The 18,698-nt window shown below is 48.4% G+C and carries 15 protein-coding genes and 11 other annotated features; of the genes, 3 read left to right on the top strand and 12 right to left on the bottom strand.

Features of this window, described 5'->3' with window-relative positions; genetic code table 11:
* Positions 1 to 31: 31 nt before the first annotated feature.
* Positions 32 to 1,603, top strand: coding sequence for a putative 5'-nucleotidase (locus tag STM0033; RefSeq protein NP_459038.1), 1,572 nt, complete (start codon positions 32 to 34; stop codon positions 1,601 to 1,603).
* A gap of 45 nt (positions 1,604 to 1,648) precedes the next feature.
* On the opposite strand, the gene STM0032 is transcribed toward STM0033, so the two are convergent.
* Positions 1,649 to 3,375 (bottom strand): putative arylsulfatase gene (locus tag STM0032; protein NP_459037.1). Within the gene, positions 1,649 to 3,367 belong to an annotated coding region; the region does not span the whole gene.
* Positions 3,370 to 3,375, bottom strand: a ribosome-binding site (putative RBS for STM0032; RegulonDB:STMS1H000425). It overlaps the preceding gene by 6 nt.
* 514 nt (positions 3,376 to 3,889) lie before the next feature.
* Between STM0032 and STM0031 the strand changes: the two genes are divergently transcribed.
* Entirely contained in the window at positions 3,890 to 4,330 is a 441-nt protein-coding gene (locus STM0031; RefSeq protein NP_459036.1) for a putative transcription regulator, read from the top strand.
* A 7-nt stretch (positions 4,331 to 4,337) separates the two neighbouring features.
* On the opposite strand, the gene STM0030 is transcribed toward STM0031, so the two are convergent.
* Positions 4,338 to 5,349, bottom strand: a protein-coding gene (locus STM0030) for a putative LysR family transcriptional regulator (protein ID NP_459035.1). Within the gene, positions 4,338 to 5,342 belong to an annotated coding region; the region does not span the whole gene.
* Positions 5,344 to 5,349, bottom strand: a ribosome-binding site (putative RBS for STM0030; RegulonDB:STMS1H000424). Its footprint overlaps the gene before it by 6 nt.
* 356 nt (positions 5,350 to 5,705) lie before the next feature.
* Positions 5,706 to 5,711 (top strand) — a ribosome-binding site (putative RBS for STM0029; RegulonDB:STMS1H000423).
* Between STM0030 and STM0029 the strand changes: the two genes are divergently transcribed.
* The gene (locus STM0029) for a putative transcription regulator (RefSeq protein ID NP_459034.1) occupies positions 5,706 to 6,161 on the top strand. Within the gene, positions 5,712 to 6,161 belong to an annotated coding region; the region does not span the whole gene. Its footprint overlaps the feature before it by 6 nt.
* Positions 6,162 to 6,586: 425 nt before the next feature.
* Here the strand turns inward: STM0029 and bcfH are convergent.
* From bcfH to STM0019, 10 genes are all read right to left on the bottom strand, one after another.
* Positions 6,587 to 7,436, bottom strand: a protein-coding gene (bcfH, locus tag STM0028) for a putative thiol-disulfide isomerase (protein NP_459033.1). Within the gene, positions 6,587 to 7,432 belong to an annotated coding region; the region does not span the whole gene.
* Positions 7,431 to 7,436 (bottom strand) — a ribosome-binding site (putative RBS for bcfH; RegulonDB:STMS1H000422). It overlaps the preceding gene by 6 nt.
* 60 nt (positions 7,437 to 7,496) lie before the next feature.
* Positions 7,497 to 8,240 (bottom strand): fimbrial chaparone gene (gene bcfG / locus STM0027; protein NP_459032.1). Within the gene, positions 7,497 to 8,228 belong to an annotated coding region; the region does not span the whole gene.
* The gene (gene bcfF / locus STM0026) for a fimbrial subunit (protein NP_459031.1) occupies positions 8,194 to 8,729 on the bottom strand. Within the gene, positions 8,194 to 8,712 belong to an annotated coding region; the region does not span the whole gene. Before bcfF ends, bcfG begins: the two co-directional genes overlap by 47 nt.
* Positions 8,235 to 8,240: a ribosome-binding site (putative RBS for bcfG; RegulonDB:STMS1H000421), on the bottom strand. (Overlaps the previous gene by 6 nt.)
* Positions 8,724 to 8,729, bottom strand: a ribosome-binding site (putative RBS for bcfF; RegulonDB:STMS1H000420). (Lies within the gene bcfF.)
* The gene (gene bcfE, locus STM0025; RefSeq protein ID NP_459030.1) for a fimbrial subunit occupies positions 8,728 to 9,288 on the bottom strand. Within the gene, positions 8,728 to 9,273 belong to an annotated coding region; the region does not span the whole gene. The genes bcfF and bcfE overlap by 2 nt, the downstream gene beginning before the upstream one ends.
* The gene (gene bcfD / locus STM0024; protein ID NP_459029.1) for a fimbrial subunit occupies positions 9,274 to 10,296 on the bottom strand. Within the gene, positions 9,274 to 10,281 belong to an annotated coding region; the region does not span the whole gene. Before bcfD ends, bcfE begins: the two co-directional genes overlap by 15 nt.
* Positions 9,283 to 9,288, bottom strand: a ribosome-binding site (putative RBS for bcfE; RegulonDB:STMS1H000419). (Overlaps the previous gene by 6 nt.)
* On the bottom strand, positions 10,282 to 12,903 hold the full coding sequence (gene bcfC, locus STM0023) for a fimbrial usher (protein ID NP_459028.1): 2,622 nt from the start codon (positions 12,901 to 12,903) through the stop codon (positions 10,282 to 10,284). Before bcfC ends, bcfD begins: the two co-directional genes overlap by 15 nt.
* Positions 10,291 to 10,296: a ribosome-binding site (putative RBS for bcfD; RegulonDB:STMS1H000418), on the bottom strand. Its footprint overlaps the gene before it by 6 nt.
* 4 nt (positions 12,904 to 12,907) lie before the next feature.
* Positions 12,908 to 13,601, bottom strand: a protein-coding gene (bcfB, locus tag STM0022) for a fimbrial chaparone (RefSeq protein ID NP_459027.1). Within the gene, positions 12,908 to 13,594 belong to an annotated coding region; the region does not span the whole gene.
* Positions 13,596 to 13,601: a ribosome-binding site (putative RBS for bcfB; RegulonDB:STMS1H000417), on the bottom strand. It overlaps the preceding gene by 6 nt.
* A 93-nt stretch (positions 13,602 to 13,694) precedes the next feature.
* The gene (bcfA, locus tag STM0021; RefSeq protein ID NP_459026.1) for a fimbrial subunit occupies positions 13,695 to 14,244 on the bottom strand. Within the gene, positions 13,695 to 14,237 belong to an annotated coding region; the region does not span the whole gene.
* Positions 14,239 to 14,244 (bottom strand) — a ribosome-binding site (putative RBS for bcfA; RegulonDB:STMS1H000416). (Overlaps the previous gene by 6 nt.)
* 422 nt (positions 14,245 to 14,666) lie before the next feature.
* Positions 14,667 to 15,371 (bottom strand): putative cytoplasmic protein, encoded by a 705-nt coding sequence (locus STM0020; protein ID NP_459025.1) that lies wholly within the window; start codon positions 15,369 to 15,371, stop codon positions 14,667 to 14,669.
* A 280-nt stretch (positions 15,372 to 15,651) separates the two neighbouring features.
* Positions 15,652 to 18,655, bottom strand: a protein-coding gene (locus STM0019; protein NP_459024.1) for a putative hydroxymethyltransferase. Within the gene, positions 15,652 to 18,648 belong to an annotated coding region; the region does not span the whole gene.
* Positions 18,650 to 18,655, bottom strand: a ribosome-binding site (putative RBS for STM0019; RegulonDB:STMS1H000415). Its footprint overlaps the gene before it by 6 nt.
* Positions 18,656 to 18,698: the final 43 nt, after the last annotated feature.

The raw sequence follows: 18,698 nt of genomic DNA, 5'->3' as shown, positions 1-18,698 counted from the left end.
GCATTGTTTTTCTTTAATGTAGCGTAAATGGATGGTTTATATGAACAAAAAGTTTTCGATATCCCTACTGTCGCTGTGCATTGGTTTGTCTTCAGCCATTTCCTTTTCAGCCGATGCGCGTGACATCACAATTTATTATACAAACGATTTACATGCCCATGTAACCCCAGAAATTATCCCCTATGTATCCAAGACACGTCCGGTAGGCGGCTTTGCGCCCATCTCGAAAATTGTCAAAGATGCAAAAGCGAAAGAGAAAGATGTCTTTTTCTTTGATGCTGGCGACTATTTCACCGGACCTTTTATCAGTACGCTGACCAAAGGCGAGGCTATTATTGATATTTTAAATACCATGCCTTACGACGCCGTCTCTGTCGGTAACCATGAATTTGACCATGGCCATGAGAATCTGGTTAAACAACTCAGCAAATTGCAATTCCCGGTATTGTTGGATAATGTTTTTTACAGCGGCACAGATACGCCATTAATTAAAGAACCGTATACCATCGTGGAAAAAGATGGATTCAAGATCGGCGTCATCGGTATGCACGGCGTTTCCGCATTCTATGAAGCGATTGCCGCAGGCGTGCGTGAAGGCGTTGACTGCCGCGATCCGATTCCTTATGTGAAAAAACAGCTGGAAGAGTTAAAAGGGAAAGTTGACCTGACCGTGCTGCTCGCCCACGAAGGCGTGCCGGGTATGCAGTCCAGCGCAGGCGAGGCTGATGTCGCACGCGCACTGAAAACCGACGTTGATATGGCGAAATCGCTGGAAGGCTATGGACTTAACGTCCTGATTACCGGCCATGCGCATAAAGGTACGCCAGAACCGATTAAAGTGGGCGATACCCTTGTCGTTTCCACGGATGCGTACACCATCGAATTAGGTAAACTGGTGCTTGACTGGAACCCGGAAACCAAAAAAGTGGACAGCTACAATGGTAAGTTGATCACCATGTATGCGGATACTTATAAGCCAGATCCGGTCACGCAGGCCAAAATTGACGAATGGGATAACAAGGTTAAGAAAATTACCGATGAGGTGGTCGCGCACTCTCCGGAAGTGCTGACCCGTTCTTACGGTGAATCCGCGCCAACCGGCAACTTAATCACCGATGCCCTGATGGCTACCGTTCCTGGCGCCGACGCTTCCTTCTATAATGCTGGCGGCATCCGTACCGAATTGCCTAAAGGTAATATCACCTATGGTGATGTGCTGAGTATGTATCCGTTCACCAACGATGTCATGAGCATGGAAATCAGCGGTAAGGACCTGAAATCCATCATGTCACACGCTGCCGATCTGAAAAACGGTATGCTGCACGTATCTAAAACCGTCCAGTTTAAATATGACAGCACCAAACCGCTGGGCCAGCGTATTGTTGAATTTGATATCAAAGGCAAACCGGTAGAAGACAATAAACTCTATACCGTCGCGCTGGACTCCTTTATCGGTAAAGGTGGTGGCGGATTTACCTTCACTAAAGGTAAAAATATCAAATATATAGGGATACAAACCGCACCGGCGTTGGTTAACTATATGAAGCAGGTTAACAATATTCAACCTGACCACACCATGCGCGTGGATGATATTAGCAAATAAGCCATAATGTTATGCGGTCGATAACCGGCCGCATAACATACTTAGTTATGCAAACAGCGGCATTTTGTATACCCGAAATGCAGAAATATCATAACGATAATTCGTGCCATTCGTCTCTTCGTTCTTGAAATAGCCCGACGTCACCATCGCTTCGAATAAGACCTCTTTCGTCTCTTTATTGATTTCTTGTAATACCAGTCGACCTAACGCCTGTTGCCCTTCATCCGGATCGACAAGATCGCTGGAACCTGGTTGCGCGGTAATGGTATGTTCAAACTCATCAACCGTCGTCGCGCCGAAGTGAATAACCAGGTGACCATTAGTCAATAAATGCTTAGCGCTCACAAAACTGCTATAGCCCCGGTTCCCGACTTCCGTTTTACCATACTCATACGGACGCGTTACGGTCATCGTATTTAGGTTTATTTTAAACTGCACCACCCGGCTGAAGTTATCGAGCGGCAACAGACTTTTCGCATCTTCGCGTGAACGATAGTTACCATTATCAAAGACCATAAACTCCAGGATACCAGGCTCATCGTTTGGAATTTCAACAATGTTATGCTGCCCCCAGGTCCAGAAATTCTTATCTGCCGCATCAATCCCTCCCGGCGAGGTAAGATCGTACAGCGGGACACCATCATCATCGACAGGGGTTAATAAGTATTGCTTGAATTCGTCAGACCAATCCTCATGGTTCGCCATAATAAAGCGCAGTTCGCCGGAATCCACATTTACGCCAAAAATCGCGCTCTGATGTCGACCGGAACAGATCAGCAAATTGTTGGGTTCATTAATATAGCTTTGGTTGATATGCAGCCAGTCATCCATTGATACGTCCTGACCTGGCGCGCTTCCGGAAGGACGCGGCGATCTGGAATAATCCATCACATACAGCATATCGTAATAGGCGACTTCAAGTCCGGTAGATAAGTTAATAATAGAAACGCCATCTTTCCCGGTTGAGTAACCGTCTGGCCGTCCATTGCTATATTCTGAAGGCGCAATCGCCAGATTGTTCTCAATGGGAAGAATGGAGTGATGGAACTCATTGTCGAGAAGATAAACCGTATAAACCCGTCCCATAATGTCAAATTCATACATATTCAGACAATGGTTTATTCCCTGTGACGTCGCTAGGAAATGGCCGTTATCCATTCTGACAAAATTATAAGAAGGGATTTCCTGACTTACATACCACCGGACAATCCCGTTATGATCAAAAGCCAGATTATACCGATCAAAATAAGTGGAGAAATAAAGTCCTTCCTCCATCAGCGAGGCCTGCTGCGCAGGACAGGAGACGCTAATAATAGGGAAGCCGAGGCTCACGTTAGCCGAATCCGTGGGCGGTAATGCGTCTGTCATTACTGTATATTGCCCGACAATTTGCGAGGCAAGGCGTAGGGTAATCTGATTATTCACCGCGGATACCATCCCACACACAGGAATAAGGTTAGCGCCCGGATGTACATCATATTGATAACGCACTTCCTCTGTCGTCGCTTCGCTATCAACAACATTGATCTCAAGCGCGGCAGCTTCATCCATCCAAACCCCCAGATAGAGACTCAACGGGGCGGTCCCGTAGGGATTTACGGTGACAATGGCCTTGTCACAGGTATTAGATTGCGTGATCTCCGCTAATCGTTGTTCATATATGGCGTTATGGTTTAAAACCAGTGCGTTATTGGTATCGATTTTCTGGTTAATCGGCTCACGCGGTGCGGGCATGTTAACCATTGACGAACTTTTCTTATTCATACGTTTCTCCTGATTAATTGGGATATAGGCAACGAGCGGCTACAACATGCCAGCCCGTTGCTTAGCAAATAACCCTACGTCAACAAGAGAAATCGGTTTAATAATTTAAAATAAAACATCCATAAAATAACACCCAGACTAAAACTATTCTTTATCGTCCGAAGATTTTATTTCCCTGGCGCTACTATAAAAGCATAACAATTATGTAGCATTAATGCATTGTGACCAATAGCCTATACCTTTTTTATGGTTGGCATAGGCCTTGCGCCATAATTCAAATTATTTTATGTCAACAATAAATCAATCAAAGCATATCAATATACTGATAAAAATTAACACTACTATCATTTTATTTTTAGAGCGACTAAAAATAAAATTTTAGTTTTTCTAAAAAACCATCATTTTTGTGACACGATACGATTTTCTCTGGAAAAAAGACGCTATTACAATCACACCAGTTGATCCATAAATTTAATATGCATATTATTATCGCCACCCTAATTAAACCCATTAAATAACATCATGACTATTTATTTAATTAACAGCACGCACACTTACAATGATAAGACCAATGAGCTAAAAAAGATAAAAACGGGAAAGATGATAAAAATTGCCGCAATGCGCATAAAGTGTCTGGAATATATGCTGAATCATGCACAACAAGAGATTATTTATAAAAAACAACTCACTAATGAACTTTGGGGGGAAAGAAGTCAATTTATCAGCGACGCCAACCTGACCCAGATATTATATCTACTGCGGCGCGACCTTAAAGGCTTTGGCCTGAGCCAGTTTTTTTCCACGGTGCCTCGAACGGGTATTAAAGTAGATGCTAACATTATTATCAGCAATGAAAACAAAAGCTGCCTCCCCTCTTCTTTAAAAAAAGAAGAGTATAAATATATGGCATTATTTTTCGCTTTACTGACCATGGTCATAATGGTTATTTATTTAATACGATAATTTGATATTAAACCGACAAATCGCATAAGGATGTGCTTCCTTCAACCAAAGCGTCAGGCTGCTTTTCCTGGCTAAAAAGAAAGGTCGACTGAAATGTTGATATCAGTTTTTTGACATTTTTATAATGGGTGCTGTTTGTAGCCAGATAAGCATAAACGGGTAACGTACGAAAAATCATTTCATCAGGCATACGTAGTATTTTTATATTATAACGCCGCACATCTCTAAAATAAGTAGCAATCTTTCCTGGCAAAATCGCAACCATATCGCTTTTTTCAACAATATCGATAACGCCAAATAGTGAATCACTATAATAACCTATTTCCCTGCGCCCCGCATAAGGCGTACTGCTCTTGAATAAATCAATGCTATCAGCGGTGAAAGAAGAGAACATATCTGAATGATAGACAGCATGTCTGGCAGCATAAAAATTATATAAAGACATTTTTTCAAGCCCAACCAATGGACTTTTTTCACCACAAACACAAACAAAATCAGATAAATTATCAATAAGATAACTTTCGATCATCTCATTCTTAATTTCCAGAATTCCCATGATGACATCCGCATAGCCATGCGTCAGCATGGAGGCTGGTGAGTATTCCCCTGTTTTTTTAATCGCATAGTGTTTAATAATATATCGATTCATCAACACAGTATCCAGCAATGCCGGAAAATAGTAATTTTCAGTGATATCACCTCCCAGAACAATGAGTTCATTACTCTCCTGAGCATCTGTTTTATCGCACAGTGTGCTTTCTATAGATTCAATTGCCTGGCGAAATACCTGGTGAAGCGATTTACCTTTGCTGGACGGAACTAATCCTTTGCGGGTTCTGATAAATAACTCTTCGCCATAAAGATTTTGTAAACGAAGAAGAGCCTGAGAGATCGCCGCAGGCGTGACATCCAGTTTCCTCGCCGCCCTGGTTGCATTTCCTTCAGTAATAACCGTATCGAACACTTTGATCAGATTGTAGTCAATTTTTTTAGCATTTTTTATTGGCCGCATATAGGTTATCCTGGCTGGTATAATCTGGCACCATCATTTAAGGCGCAGATTAACCTTGCACCACACTTATTTCAATAAGTAAATCATTTCCTCTATCTGTTTGTTATTAAATTATAATTTTATTGATATCATTTCAGCCTGTGTAAAATAAAAACACATGATGCTATTTTATAAAAAACATCAAAAATATCTGGCACACTTTATAAAAAAGTAAAAAAGCATAATATTATCCCGTTTAATCATAAATGATTCTCTTATTTCTTTGCGGTTCTCTACGCTTATCCGTACTGATGTAAGGAGTACTTTACCGCCAGTGAACACACTGACAGTGTGAAACGTACCTTATGAATATCAAAACGGAGTGAATTCATGAGACAATATACTATTAATAACGAATTTATTTATAATGAGTCGTTAAGAGAAATAATATCATTACATGATAAAAAAGTGCTAAAGGTGACGCTAATGCGTGCGCGTTGTTTAAGCTATCTTTTTGAAAATGCCTACAAGAAACTGATTACGCGGGAGATGATTTCACACGCAGTTTGGGGAGAGCGAAGTCAATTTGTTAGCGATGCTAATTTGACGCAACTTCTTTATCTGCTGCGACGAGATTTACAACAAATCGGGCTTTTCGAACTGTTCGTTACGCTCCCCAGGCAGGGGATAAAAATCGATGAAAGATTTATCATTGACGCTGCTGACATACCGCCACAAGCTATTCAATATCATACTCACCGATGTAATAAAATTATATCTATTGGTATTCCCACTCTTTTTTTATTGTTCGTGCTTTTCTTTTTAGCGCCGTTTATCTGAAGATAAAGTCTGTAGACCGTGTCCCGGGAAGGTGAGAACATTTTTCATAATATTCTCACACGACACTGACGGGACACCATCTGCGGTCTGCTACGCGGTTCAGTCATAGACAATGCGTAGCACTGTTAATTGCTTATCTTCATCCAAATAATCTCGTTTTACCGTTGCATGAGGAGACGATATCGGCGTGATAATATTCTCGACAATAATATAACGTTCAACTCCCTCTTTATTATGGCATTGAATTTCTAAGGTTCCTACGTCATTCCAGCAGCCTGCCTCAACAACCGATCCCATAAAATGAATCTGAGCGGTCGGTTTCGCTGTCCCTTCATGAACGATAAAGGAAAGTAAAATCACCGGTATGACGCAACGCATAGACTTCATTTTACTTTCACTCCTGTGCGTTCTCCTCTGAGCGAATATCACCCCTTCGCTTTCTGAATCGCCATTTGCAACATATCCTGAGTCGTGCTTCCCGGGATCACGGTCACCCGTTTTACATCACCGTCTTGCGTCTGAGGCATGACGACAAAAGCAGGCGTGCCGCTAAAGTCCATATGCTGCGCCAGTGCCTGGTTAGTGAGGAGCGCATCATGTACTGCACCGCTGCTTTGCGCTTCTTTTACGGCGGCCAGCTGCGTCGGCGTTAGATAATGTTGCGCCAGGGTGTAGACATCGTGTTCCGTTAACGCGCCTTCCACCTTCCCTGTGGCATAAAGCGCATTATGCCAGTCGAGATATTTCGCCCCGCCCTGTGTAAGCCATACCTGTTCGCCGACTCTGGCCGCCAGTCCGGATACCGGCCAGCGGGAGGAAAAAATAGGAAACTCTTTGAAAATAAACCGGGTATCCGGGTTCGCCTTAATCAGGTTTTCGACCACAGGCGCCATTTTGCTGCACCACGAGCACTGGTAATCAAAGAACATCACCACCGCCGCTTTTGCCTCGTTGGGCCCAACGGAAGGACTGCTGCTACTGAGCAACTCAGCACGATACTGTAATGCCAGTTGAACATACGCCTGTTGTTGCGCAATCTGCTGACGCTGATGCAACGTCTCGCTGGCGGCGACCAAAAATTCCGGATGTTCGGCCAAATACGTTGCCACGACCTCTCCCACTTTATCCGGATGACTGACGATGTAGGCTTCCGCCGTCGGACCAATTTGCGACGTCGGGGCAGAATCGGCGGCGATTGCCGAGGCGGATACGGCAACGCCTGCCAACGTCAACATCGCCAGTCGGGAAAGTTTTAACGCGTGATAATACATAATAAAAGTCTCGTTCGATAAGTTCGGAAAGCCTCCCGCTATCGGGAGACGCCTGAAAAATAGGTTAATGAATACGCGTCAGATCCACGGTTTGCGCTGGCATTACCCGCCCATAGTCATTAATACTTTGCCAGCGCACAGTGCAGCGAACCGTGTGCCGGCACCAGTCCGTTTGACGCGTTGCAAAGGGAGCCACGACCCCGGCGTTGTCCTGGGCGCGCTCGTTAGCACGTAATAAAAAGAGCGTAACGTAATAGGGTGTAGGATTGCGTACCGTCGCGCCATCGGGGGTAAGCGACCAGATCAGATGCCGGTAGGCCTGCTGCGGATTGCCGGCGAGTCCATCAGGGCGATAGAGCAATTTTAAAGCCGAACGAAACGCCATTTGTACACGGTTCGCTTCCGGTTTACCGGAGGGAATAGCGGCGATACTCAAGGTAAACAGACTTTCCCTGTCGGCGGGTAGCGGTGCGCCGGTATAAACCACCCGCATTGAGTTTTCCTGGCGCGCTGAAAGCATAAATAATGGCGGCGTGACCACGAAGGGCATGATATTCCCTTCGTTTTTGGTTCCTGGCCAGCGGCCACCAGGTAAAATATGCGTATCAATTAACCAGGACGCTTCTGAACGGTTACTTACCGGTACGCTTAATGCCGGGGCGCCCGCATGATAGATAAAGCGAGTACCGCCAATTACCACGCCAGCCTGCGCCCATGATATGGGAAGCAAGCACCAATATATCGCGCAGCGTAAAAAGAACTTATTCATAGGCAAGAATGAAGGTTGCGGAGGCATTGGCGTCCCCGGGCGTTACCGCGCCGCCATCGGCAAGATAACGCGCGTAAAATTGCAGATGCGCCGACGCCTGACCCGGACTGAGCGTCACCACATCACTCTCTTGCCCCAGTGGGATTAAAGTTTTATTTTGATCATAAAGCGCAATCCCAATGCCTGAAGCGTCGCTTTCCCCTGCGGTAAGCGCCAATAAATCCGTATTACGGCTGTCCGCCGCACCGCTAAAACTGACCGTTACGCCGCTGGCAGTGCTGCCGCAGTTTTGTAAATCGATAGCAAAAGGTTGCCATGCGGAACCGTCGCCTGCGCGATAAAACTGCCGTTGAGAAACCGCGCCCATCGCCACGTTAATATTTTCCGAGCCAGGAGAGAGCGAACACGTATTGTCCGTGATGGTTCCGGAAACATAGACCCGGCCATCGTGCGCCTGGACGCCGGATGCCGCCAGCAGCATCCCGATGCCGTACAGGATATCGTTACGCATAATTACGATGGCTCCTCATTCATACTGCATATCGAAATACATGACCGCCGTCGCGTTCCCGGACGTGACCGTCGGCCGGGTCGATTTATAGCGAATATAAAAAGACAGCGTGTTGCGTCCGGCTTTCAACGGATAGACCACCGAGTCGGCATTATTGATACTGATGGTATCCTGATCATCATTCAGAATTTCCACCCCAACCCCGCTTGCTAACATGTTTCCGCTTCCCATCCCGGTGTCGGTTATCGCCAGTAGCGCGGGATTGTCCGGATCGGGTTCGCCGGTAAACCAGATCTTCGCCCCGGTAATTCCTCGGGAACAATTTTTGAGGTTGATATTAAAGGGCTTAAATTTTGTCGTTGTTCCCGTCGAGGGGAAATCGCCAACTGCAAACTGCCCTAAATCAATACTTTGACTGAGACTGGAAATATCTATGTCGCAGGTTTGCGCCACAATAGTGCCGGTAAATTCGAGGTTATAAGCGAGGTCGTCAGCGCTGGCATTGATTTGTGGACACAGCATCAGTCCCATGGCAAAAAGAGCGCAGTGTGATCTGTTCATTTAGTCAAAGTCCACTCGCAGGCTGGCCAGTGCGGTAAATGCCCCTTCCGCAGGCGTTTCGCCTGTTGTACTTACCGGGTAGGCCTGCAATGTGATGTTAGCGCGTCCGGCGCTATCGGTGATAAAAGGCGCGACGCTCTGTACATCATTGGGGATAAGCGCGTTTCCTTCATCGGTTTCGACCACTACGCCGACATCGGCATTATCCGAAGCGATAGCCTGGGGAACGTGGCTATCCGGCGTAGCGATAAGACGCATTGTTAAATTGACCTGCGAATCCAGACCGCTGCACTTTACCGGTACGCTGAATTTTTTCGCTCGTACCCCCTCCGGCTTTTGGCCTGCATGGTTGAAATTGCCGCTGTATAATGCGCCGAAATTTACCAGAATCGTTTGTCCGGCGTTGATTTCACAGCTTTGCGGTACGGTCACCGTTCCACTATAAAGAATGCTGTACACGACATCTGTCAGCGGATCGCCTGCGGCGGTCATGACATAAACATTAAACATAGTCTTAGGACTAATATTCACCGTGCCGACGAACGGTTTAACAATTTTGAGCTGAAACTCCAGATTTGAGTCACGAACGTAAAACGGTTGACCCGCTTTCACATTTTCATCATATCCCATCAGGACATTGTTCATTGGCGGATAGATATCGCCCGCCGAAGAATCCTCAATTCGCATTCCGCCTTCAAGGTAGTCCGGGTCCAGCTTTAAATATTTCCAGTTACCGCTCGTTTCTACGACCGGATATGGCGACACATAGGAGCGATAAGTCTGGCTATAGGTCGACGCGCCGGCGGGACACACCGCCTGTACATTAACTTCCTGGCTTTTTTCCAGTTGAACCGTCTTTCCCACCTGGTTTTGTTCTGCCGTCAGAGTGGTCGTTAAATCGTAATTAATACTGGAAGGCACGCCGTTAACGTTTTTACACACGTCTGCGAAGGCGTACTGCGATACGACACTTCCCGCCAGCAGAGCAAATAAAAGAGGTATTTTCATTTAATGACACTCCGCATGTTGTCGACTCAGAATCTGACGGGAGGAAGAGAGATGATAGGACGCGACGCACTGTTGATCCGGTAGGTTCCCCCAGCGAACGTGCAGAACGCCTTGCGCTGACAACCCGGAAAGATAGACCTCCCCGGCCTCGTCAACAATCGCCTCCGCATGGCGATCATTCACCGTCACCGTTGCGCCAAAGGGTACAGGCTTACCGTTATGATTCAGCGTTACCAGGGCACGCGCGCCGACCCGCGCTTTAAAGCGGGCCAGAACCAGCGCGCCTTCGGTCGGCACAACGCGAGTCACCGCGTCATCAATATCGACATCATCCGCCATGGCGTTAACGTCCAGCGCCATACGGTTTTGGCGATATGTTGTCGCATACGGCACCACCGCATAGCCACGCGCGTCCGTATGAATACCCGGCTGGTCGACAACGCCGACATTGGCTGCGCCCGGCGCGGCAATCAAAATATTGGTATTGCCTAACGGCTGGCTTAGCGTCACTCCATGCGCGTGCGCCACCAGGCCGCCACTCAGGCCATAATTCACCTGCTGGTAATCGCCGTTATCGCTAACGTTATAGCCAATATTGGCGTTGCCTTTCGCGCCATCGTATTCCAGGCTAGCGGCGCCGCTTTCGCCAATACCGTGATTCTGATAACCTTGCTGTATGTTGTAACTAAGATTGTTTTCGTCCAGCAGTGTGCCGCTAAGGCCCGCATTCTGCGTAACGTTATGCTGTTTGTCCGTACTGGTGCTAAAGGTAGCGTAAACATTGTGATGGCGCGTGACCTCATCACCGTGTTGCAGCCATTGACTTAGCGGCACCGAGATATTCAGCGCGAAAATTTGATCGCGCTCCGCATCGCCTGCGGATTTGTTATTGTTGTAAGAAACGCTCCATGCAATACCCGCCAGCGTATCGCTGTATCCCACCTGCAACAAAGAATCCTTTTCATCAGTGTGCCAGTAACTTTGCTGGCTGCCGGTAATAAAAAGCGATCCCAACCCGCCTAGCTGTTGATTGATATCGAGTTGTACTTTCCCCCTCCTGGTGTAATAAAGGTTGTAATAATCCGCCCATTCCGGCCTGCTTTTATCGCTGTCAGTCCGACTGTCATCGTCATAGCCGCTCATCCGTTTCCACGTGGTATCATCCAACGTGTAAAAGCCCGAGGTTGAATAGCGATAGCCCATAAGCTGTAAATTGGTTCCTGACTGTGCAAGCGATTTGGCATACAGGAAACGCAGCGATTGCCCCTGGTAGGTGTTATTATCCGCCAGCGTACTGGTAGCCTGGGTGACATCCAGCGACACCGCGCCCCAGTCGCCCAGATTTGCGCCGCTGCCGATCGCCAGCGCGTGATAATGACTGGAAAGTTGTGTTCCGCCATACAGCGTAAAACCATGCGGTAACCCCCATATCAAGGTCGCCTGACTGAATTTCACCTTCTCTTTTTGACTACTATCGCTGCGATACTCCGCCACCGTCGCCGCATACTTCAGCCGCCCTTCTCGTTGTAGAATCGGCACGGCGGAATAGGGCACGTTATAACGATTAATAGAACCGTCGGACTCTTTGACTTCCACAGTCAAATCGCCGCTGGCGGCGGTAGGATAGAGATCATTAATAGTAAATGCCCCGGGCGGCACATAGCGCTGATTAATGATGTAGCCGTTTTGCCGAATGGTCACTTGCGCGTTGCTTCTGGCAATGCCGTGAATGGTCGGTGCGAAGCCCTTCATGCTGTCTGGCAACATATTGTCGTCAGACGCCAGTTGTAGCCCGCGAAAAGGAAGGCTGTCGAATAATGCGGAGGGGGTATAACTATCGCCTGCCGTCAGTTCTCCCTGCAAAAAGACCACATCACGTTCCAGATAAGTACTGATGTGCTGCCAGTCGCTGTCGCTATTCTGATCGCCGCTATTCGCGTTCCATGTGGAGTAGTCGCGTAACCGCCAGGCCCCCAGATTAAGGCCGCTATTCAATCCAAGAAAATAGCTGTTCTCCGCACTGCCGCCTGGGCTCCGATCCTGACTATTCGCGCCGGTAAAGGTGTAATTCAATAGCAACGCATTAATACCTTCATCCCAGTATTTCGGTGGGATATAGCCTCTGGCGCTGGCAACCATCGCCGCCTGCGGGATGCTAATGTCGAGACGTTGCTGCGCAAAATCAAAGCGGGTCCGGGCGGCCGGTATCGCACTGGCGAGATCCGGGCAACTTCCCGCCGCCGCCTTCGCCAACAGTGGAAACGCCCCGGTGTTTACCCCCATATTTTTAAGCATTTCAGGCGTCAGGCAGGCGCGTAATCCGCTGTCATCGGTGGGCGCGCTTTTTCCCGTCGTTTTCACCGCCTGGAAGGCAATGTCTCTGGTTGCGAGAAACGTATTGTTCAGGTAAACGTCAACGCGATACATCCCCGCCGCCTGGGCATTACGGGAAAAGGTCGATAGGTCGGCCACCGCAGACGGGTCGTCAGACAGAAATGCCGGGTTGAAATAGTTTTCCGCCCACCCCGGCGCAGGCGCCAGTGCGATAGCCAACGCCAGCGGGGTTAATACGGGTTTAGTTACGCTGGAGTAATATCGCGTCATGAAAAGCTGATTACGCATAACATCATGAAGCTGGACAAACGCGTGCTGGCGTCGTTGCGCCAAAATCGTTTACCGTGCGCAAAGATACCTGGCCGGGCGTCGCCGGGAGAGTGATCGCGCCTTTCGGCGGTACCATAGTATTCGGCAGTTTTTTCCCCGCGCTATACAGTTCAACCATCGAAACGTAGTACGGCGAAGGGTTAGTAATCGTTAGCTGGCCGCGCTCGTTACGGCAGCGAAGCGTCGACGGGGCATGAGCTGGCGCCTCCGCCAGATTTTTCGGGCGGATAAATAGCTTAATCACGCTTTGCGTCGCAATTTGCAGGGAGTTGCCGGTCAATTTATTTTTATCGACAGAGGGTATCGCTTTACTGTTTAAATAAAATACGCTTTCGCGATCGGTCGGTAATGACGGCCCGACATACATAATACGTAATATATTTTCTTTTTTAGGCTGGATCACAAAGAGAGGCGGCGTAATGATAAAATCCGTCGAGCGTGAACCATCGGCATTGGCGACCCATGACTGAATTAAAAAAACATTGCTGGCAGAAGAATTAATAATCGGCAAGGAGGTTTGCTTACTTCCCTGCGGATAAATCACCCTGGTCGCGCCCAGCGCAATGCCTCCCGCCTGCGCGGCAAACGACAGGCCGGCCGCCGACAGCAGTAGCAATAATCGAAGGAAAATCGGTACGTTTTTTTTCATCTGCGTAATATCCTGATGCCGTCGGTTTGTTACGCGCAGTGACGCGCGTAACGCCCCTTTCTCGCCTCCCAACAGACGAGAAAAAAATCCCGATAAGGAATCAGGAATAAACCATGCTAAATGTCGCCGTCGCGGTAACATTACCGGCAGTCGCCGTACCGGTAGCGATATAATCCACGCTAAGCGGAATAACGTTTTCGCCATCATTCAAGGTAACAGTACTGGACGATTCACCGATATTCAGCGCCTGGCCATCTGGTCCATAAAGTTGTAATGCCACATTCGTCGCCGAACCTGCCCCAGCGGTATTCGCCAGCGACCCCGGCTGGTTTGCGTCCTGTTGGCCATTAAAAATCACCGCCGCATTCTGGCTGGTCTGAGTATCGCAGTCTTCCAGTTTGATGGTGAAATCTTCTTTTTGATTCGCCACCATACCGGCCTCGGTTAATTTACTGGCGCGAACCTGGCCTAATGTCACGGTCTGATCGACAGAGTCAGCGGAAACAGAACAGGCGGCGTCAACGACCTGTCCGACAAAATTTACCGTACCGCCAGTGACGGTTGTAGTATCCGCTTGCGCGGTGGACAACATTCCGCCAAAGGCAATGGCAGAGACCATTAATGCTAGTACAGGCTTTTTCATTCAAGCTCCTTTTAAATATAAAAATAAGGGTAATCAGATTTTTTAACGAAACGGCTGCTGATATTTCTTCACAGCAATATCACGACTTTTTCTTATGCGAAAAAAAGTGTCTTCTTGTTCTGATATAAATGTCAGAAGCAATAAAACAGCCACTCAACGTCGTGAGTTTATCTTTACGTTATAATGAGATAACGATGTTATTAATTATTAGCAAGCCAACGGCAAGTTGCAATCATCGACATTTGGTTTTATAGGACCAGGCATAACCTGTTGTTTTATATTAACTTTACACCAGTCGTTCGGCCTATCTCCTTTAGCCATATTGACTTTTTAAAAATAGCTTTCATAACAACCTTCAGTAAAACATTCTATTAACGATACCAGGCAAATTCAGTCGAGATATGTAAATATATCGTTGCGGATAGTGCATTAATACGCCACTGGCAGTTTTCCGAGCGCCGTCAGCCGCCCATTATCAATATGGATATACCCGCCTTTTTTTAGTTCAGACAGAATCTTCATGGTCCGACTGCGCGATATCCCGGTACGCCGTTGAATAAAATTCAACACGATAATGCTTTCCCGGTAGGCCTGTGGATAAGCCCAGATTTCAGTCAGCAGCGCCCGAACTTTCAGATAAGAATCGACGCCGACTAATTCACGATCGCGCGCGCTCATCACCATCAGACGGTAAGCCAGACAACGGGCCACGTCGTGCCACAAATCGCATTCATCGGCGATTTTTATAAAATCCGGCAGGCGAACAAATCTACCGGTACAAACCGTTTCTGCGAGCAAAAAGTGTTCCGGTCGCGCGGGGACGTTATAGGTAGCGCCATAGCTGTCAACCATACCCACGACCGATGGCGCAAACGATGAAGATATATGGAGTCGTTTGTCATCATGACAGAAAGAAACAACGCCTGACTCCAGTAATACAATGTAGTGTTCATCGTTTGCCTGTAAATAAAACTCATCGCCGATACCCAGCGTAAACGGTTGACCAAATGGCAACAAGGCCGAAAATAAGGCATCAATTGCCGCGTGAGGTTTAGCCTGCTGAGAAAAAAGAAAAGAGTGTAATGAATTCTCATTATTATCTTTAGCAAAAGCGTCGTTCATCATTTTTTTCATTAACGGTTGTCTACTCAATGTAGCGTCACAGTATAACCTCTCAAAAAGTACTTAAATTAATAATAAATAACATCGCTATGCAGTATTTCTGTATTCACAACGCACTAATACGCAATATTTTTAAGATTAAGACAATTCTTAATACAAAATGATTACAGAAAATTAATAACAAATTACGTATAAAGAATGAGAGGTCAGGGGGCGCAGGAAAAGAGATTCGAAAGAACGCGCCTTCGAATCTCAAACTAATAGTCCAGATTAATGCAAATAAGCAGTGATATTATCTGAAATAGCGAGGGGCAGCATAATACTCTACCATTTTATCCGCCAGCCAGCCGCCGTCTTCACCGTTAGAATGGATTGTCGTAATACTGATAGTAGAACCACCGCCCCATAAGATCGAAAAGACGTTAAAGTCCGGTAGGTTCAGCGCCTGCATTTGGCCCCAGTCATACCCTTTATCTTTACGTAAAAAGTCGCCGACGGTCGGGACGCCGTAAGTCGCGCTATTTAAGGCCGTATTGAGTAGCTGCAAAGAGAGCGTGTCAGGATCGCTGCCAATGCGGGCGTCACCCATAAAAAAGGTTCCGCCGGATGCAAAGTGCGCAGCGCTGATTTTACTGACGCCCTCTTCTACTGTAGGCATATGGCCGCCTGGGATTTGCCACAGCATGGCGGGCGTCAGCAGCGCTTTCGTCACCTGTTTGACCATCGCCAGGTAATTAAGCCAGCATGTCGCATTCCAGCCATAGTGGGCAAGCGCATCAGGACTGAAACAGTCACACTCAAATTTATCAAACGCAATAAAGTCCGGCGCATATTCTCCGCTGTAAACGCCCAGTTCATGAATAAATCCGGCGATCGCCTGCCCTTCAGCTACCGGATCAGCGGTATCGCGCAGCACCCAGTCCGCCGTTCCTGTCGCCCAGACATTCGTCTGCCAGCCAAAAGCCACATCCGGGGCAAACTGACGAACAAGATAGTTCACCGCCTGAATATAGCCGTAGAGATCGTCGCTAAACGTCGGCAACGAAGGCGCGATAAAGCCAGCCATCGCCGGTAATGCTTGTATCGCCGCCGCCAGTTGGGCATTCACCGGCACACTGTTTTTTTGCCGTACTACGGTATAGCCATACGGTCCTTGCTGTAGTGCCCCGAGAAAATCCGGGTTAAGCACAAAGGTGGCCGGGACAGGATGCGTCTCATCTTTGTATGACTGCGCCGCCAGACACTGGGTAATAAAGTTACCAAAATGGTTACGTAGCTTTTGCGCATCCTGTAAATCCGCCAGCGCGCTACCGCCGCTGGCATTCGCGGTATAAATGACCATTACCGGCATGACGCTACGCCCGGCTTCTTTTTCTATCTGGCGCACCAGCGCAACGGTTTTATGGATCGGTAACGTCGCGTAATCCAGAAAACCATCCCCGTTCACGTCAACCTCCGCGGCCGGAACCGGATCGCCGCCGCCGTCAAAACCATCGTATTTAAACAACGCGCTAAACGGTATATCGCGATAAAGAGAAACCGTCTCTGGCGCGTTAACCGTCACGCCGCCATGAGCAAGGTAATCAGGCCAACCTTTTACCTGTAGCGTCACGCCGGGCAGAAACTCCAGCGCCACATGGTTGACCTTTTGCAACAACCGTAGCGGCCCGGCCTGTTCACAACGCCACGGCACACTGTCGATGAAAATGTCGTCCGTCTGAACATCATACAGCCCGGGTGCAAAGCGTAATGCCAACGTCTGCCGATCGCTGCCGCTCTCCAGCATTAATGAGTACTGATATTTACCGCTGCTGAACAGATAACGCTGCGGCGCGACGCCATCGGGCAGGCCCAGTATAGTGGCATCCACCGTCACGAAACTCGCCGTGTCGAGCGCCGACTGTTGGTAAGCGACAGCAACCTCGGCAATCTGCGCCGCAGCAGGGATAAACCCCGTAAGCTGTATGGGTGCCGATATAAAGCGGTTATTAATCATCGCAGGCTGCAGATTGACCGTATAATGATGCCCCGCCAGTAGCCGGGTGATTAACTGCGGTTGGTTGGCGATCAGCGTGACGGTACGCTCATCCGCTTGCGTAGCATCGGCGATCTCAACGGTCAATTTCGCATTACCAAGCGCAGGGGCGTCAATCATCAGACGCGCGCTGGCATAACGGACAATCGGCAGACAGGATACCTGGACCTGCGCGGCGGCATCGCCGGATTGCAGCGTAACGGTAAAAGAGGACTCGACTGGCGCGATTTGCATCTCATCATTCGCCAGTACCGGTACGGTAAGCCGATACGTTCCTGCGCTAAGATCGCCTATTGTCAGAACCTCGCCCCACTCACCGACAAAGCGCCGGGTTTCGCCGGCAGGAAACAGCAGCTCAATCACCGGTTTGAGCGCCACGGTCTGCGTCATGGCAGGAAAATGAACGCAAACTTTTCCCTGACGGGCAGGATCATGGGCCAACGTCGCGTTCAAATCGCTGATGGCAACTGGCGTCTGCGTGGCGGCCAGATAGCACTGTAATTCGGCGGTATCCCCCGCCGCCAGTATCAGCGCGCCGTCATGATTAATGGTGATGGTATTCTTCTCGATGGGCCATCCCCCATCGCTGGCCAGCGTCACGGCCTGATTCCCCAACATTGTTCCCTGAAACGGACTGTAGGGATCGGGGTGCGCGCTGGCCGTAAAATTCAGTTGAAGCTGATTGAGATCTACCGCCTGGGCGTAGAGGTTGGTCAGCGTAAAGGTGACGCGTTGATACCAACTTGCGGTATTCAACTCGCTAACGTTAAGCGTAAGGCCGTGTTCCTGAAGGTCATTGTCCTTTTCCGGCACATCGGGTTCGGCGGGTTGTTCGTCTGCGGCGGGTATCGCTGGCGTCTCCTGATCGGATGGGGTTGCAGACTCTGCGTCTTCGGATGACGATGACGCCAGCGTCAAGGTGATGGCGGACATTTTTACCGGCACCTGCGTCGCCGCGAGGCTGAAAGAGAGCGTCCCGCGTTCGCCCGGCTGAAGAAGTAATGCATCGCTGTTATTAATGATGATGTTGTTAGTTTCCAGCGTGCCATACGAACTCTCATTCAGCGTAAGCGGCAGGTTCCCTTTGAGCGTACCGCCGCTATTTCCCCATGGATCGATGTGCCCGGAAGCCGTGAATGATATTGCGGCATGGTTCATATCGACCGCATTACCGCTCTCATTGATGAAAGTTAAGGTAATTTTTTGATACCAGCTGTTGACGTCAAATGCGCTGGCGTGAATGGAAATGGTCATGGTCTACTCTTCCTCTGTCCCTGGTGGAGAAAAGCCCCGGTAAACCGGGG

The sequence above is a fragment of the Salmonella enterica subsp. enterica serovar Typhimurium str. LT2 genome, assembly GCF_000006945.2.
Classification (GTDB): Bacteria; Pseudomonadota; Gammaproteobacteria; order Enterobacterales; family Enterobacteriaceae; genus Salmonella; species Salmonella enterica.
This window is presented reverse-complemented; position numbering and strand designations above follow the sequence as displayed.

Bases quoted from the DNA above. Each gene is read 5' to 3' on its own strand.
- bcfE (NP_459030.1), bottom strand. From the start codon at position 9,273: ATGAACAGATCACACTGCGCTCTTTTTGCCATGGGACTGATGCTGTGT.
- bcfD (NP_459029.1), bottom strand. From the start codon at position 10,281: ATGAAAATACCTCTTTTATTTGCTCTGCTGGCGGGAAGTGTCGTATCG.
- bcfH (NP_459033.1), bottom strand. From the start codon at position 7,432: ATGTATTATCACGCGTTAAAACTTTCCCGACTGGCGATGTTGACGTTG.
- STM0033 (NP_459038.1), top strand. From the start codon at position 32: ATGGTTTATATGAACAAAAAGTTTTCGATATCCCTACTGTCGCTGTGC.
- bcfC (NP_459028.1), bottom strand. From the start codon at position 12,903: ATGCGTAATCAGCTTTTCATGACGCGATATTACTCCAGCGTAACTAAA.
- STM0031 (NP_459036.1), top strand. From the start codon at position 3,890: ATGACTATTTATTTAATTAACAGCACGCACACTTACAATGATAAGACC.
- bcfB (NP_459027.1), bottom strand. From the start codon at position 13,594: ATGAAAAAAAACGTACCGATTTTCCTTCGATTATTGCTACTGCTGTCG.
- STM0032 (NP_459037.1), bottom strand. From the start codon at position 3,367: ATGAATAAGAAAAGTTCGTCAATGGTTAACATGCCCGCACCGCGTGAG.
- STM0020 (NP_459025.1), bottom strand. From the start codon at position 15,371: ATGAAAAAAATGATGAACGACGCTTTTGCTAAAGATAATAATGAGAAT.
- STM0030 (NP_459035.1), bottom strand. From the start codon at position 5,342: ATGCGGCCAATAAAAAATGCTAAAAAAATTGACTACAATCTGATCAAA.
- bcfF (NP_459031.1), bottom strand. From the start codon at position 8,712: ATGCGTAACGATATCCTGTACGGCATCGGGATGCTGCTGGCGGCATCC.
- bcfG (NP_459032.1), bottom strand. From the start codon at position 8,228: ATGCCTCCGCAACCTTCATTCTTGCCTATGAATAAGTTCTTTTTACGC.
- STM0019 (NP_459024.1), bottom strand. From the start codon at position 18,648: ATGACCATTTCCATTCACGCCAGCGCATTTGACGTCAACAGCTGGTAT.
- STM0029 (NP_459034.1), top strand. From the start codon at position 5,712: ATGAGACAATATACTATTAATAACGAATTTATTTATAATGAGTCGTTA.
- bcfA (NP_459026.1), bottom strand. From the start codon at position 14,237: ATGAAAAAGCCTGTACTAGCATTAATGGTCTCTGCCATTGCCTTTGGC.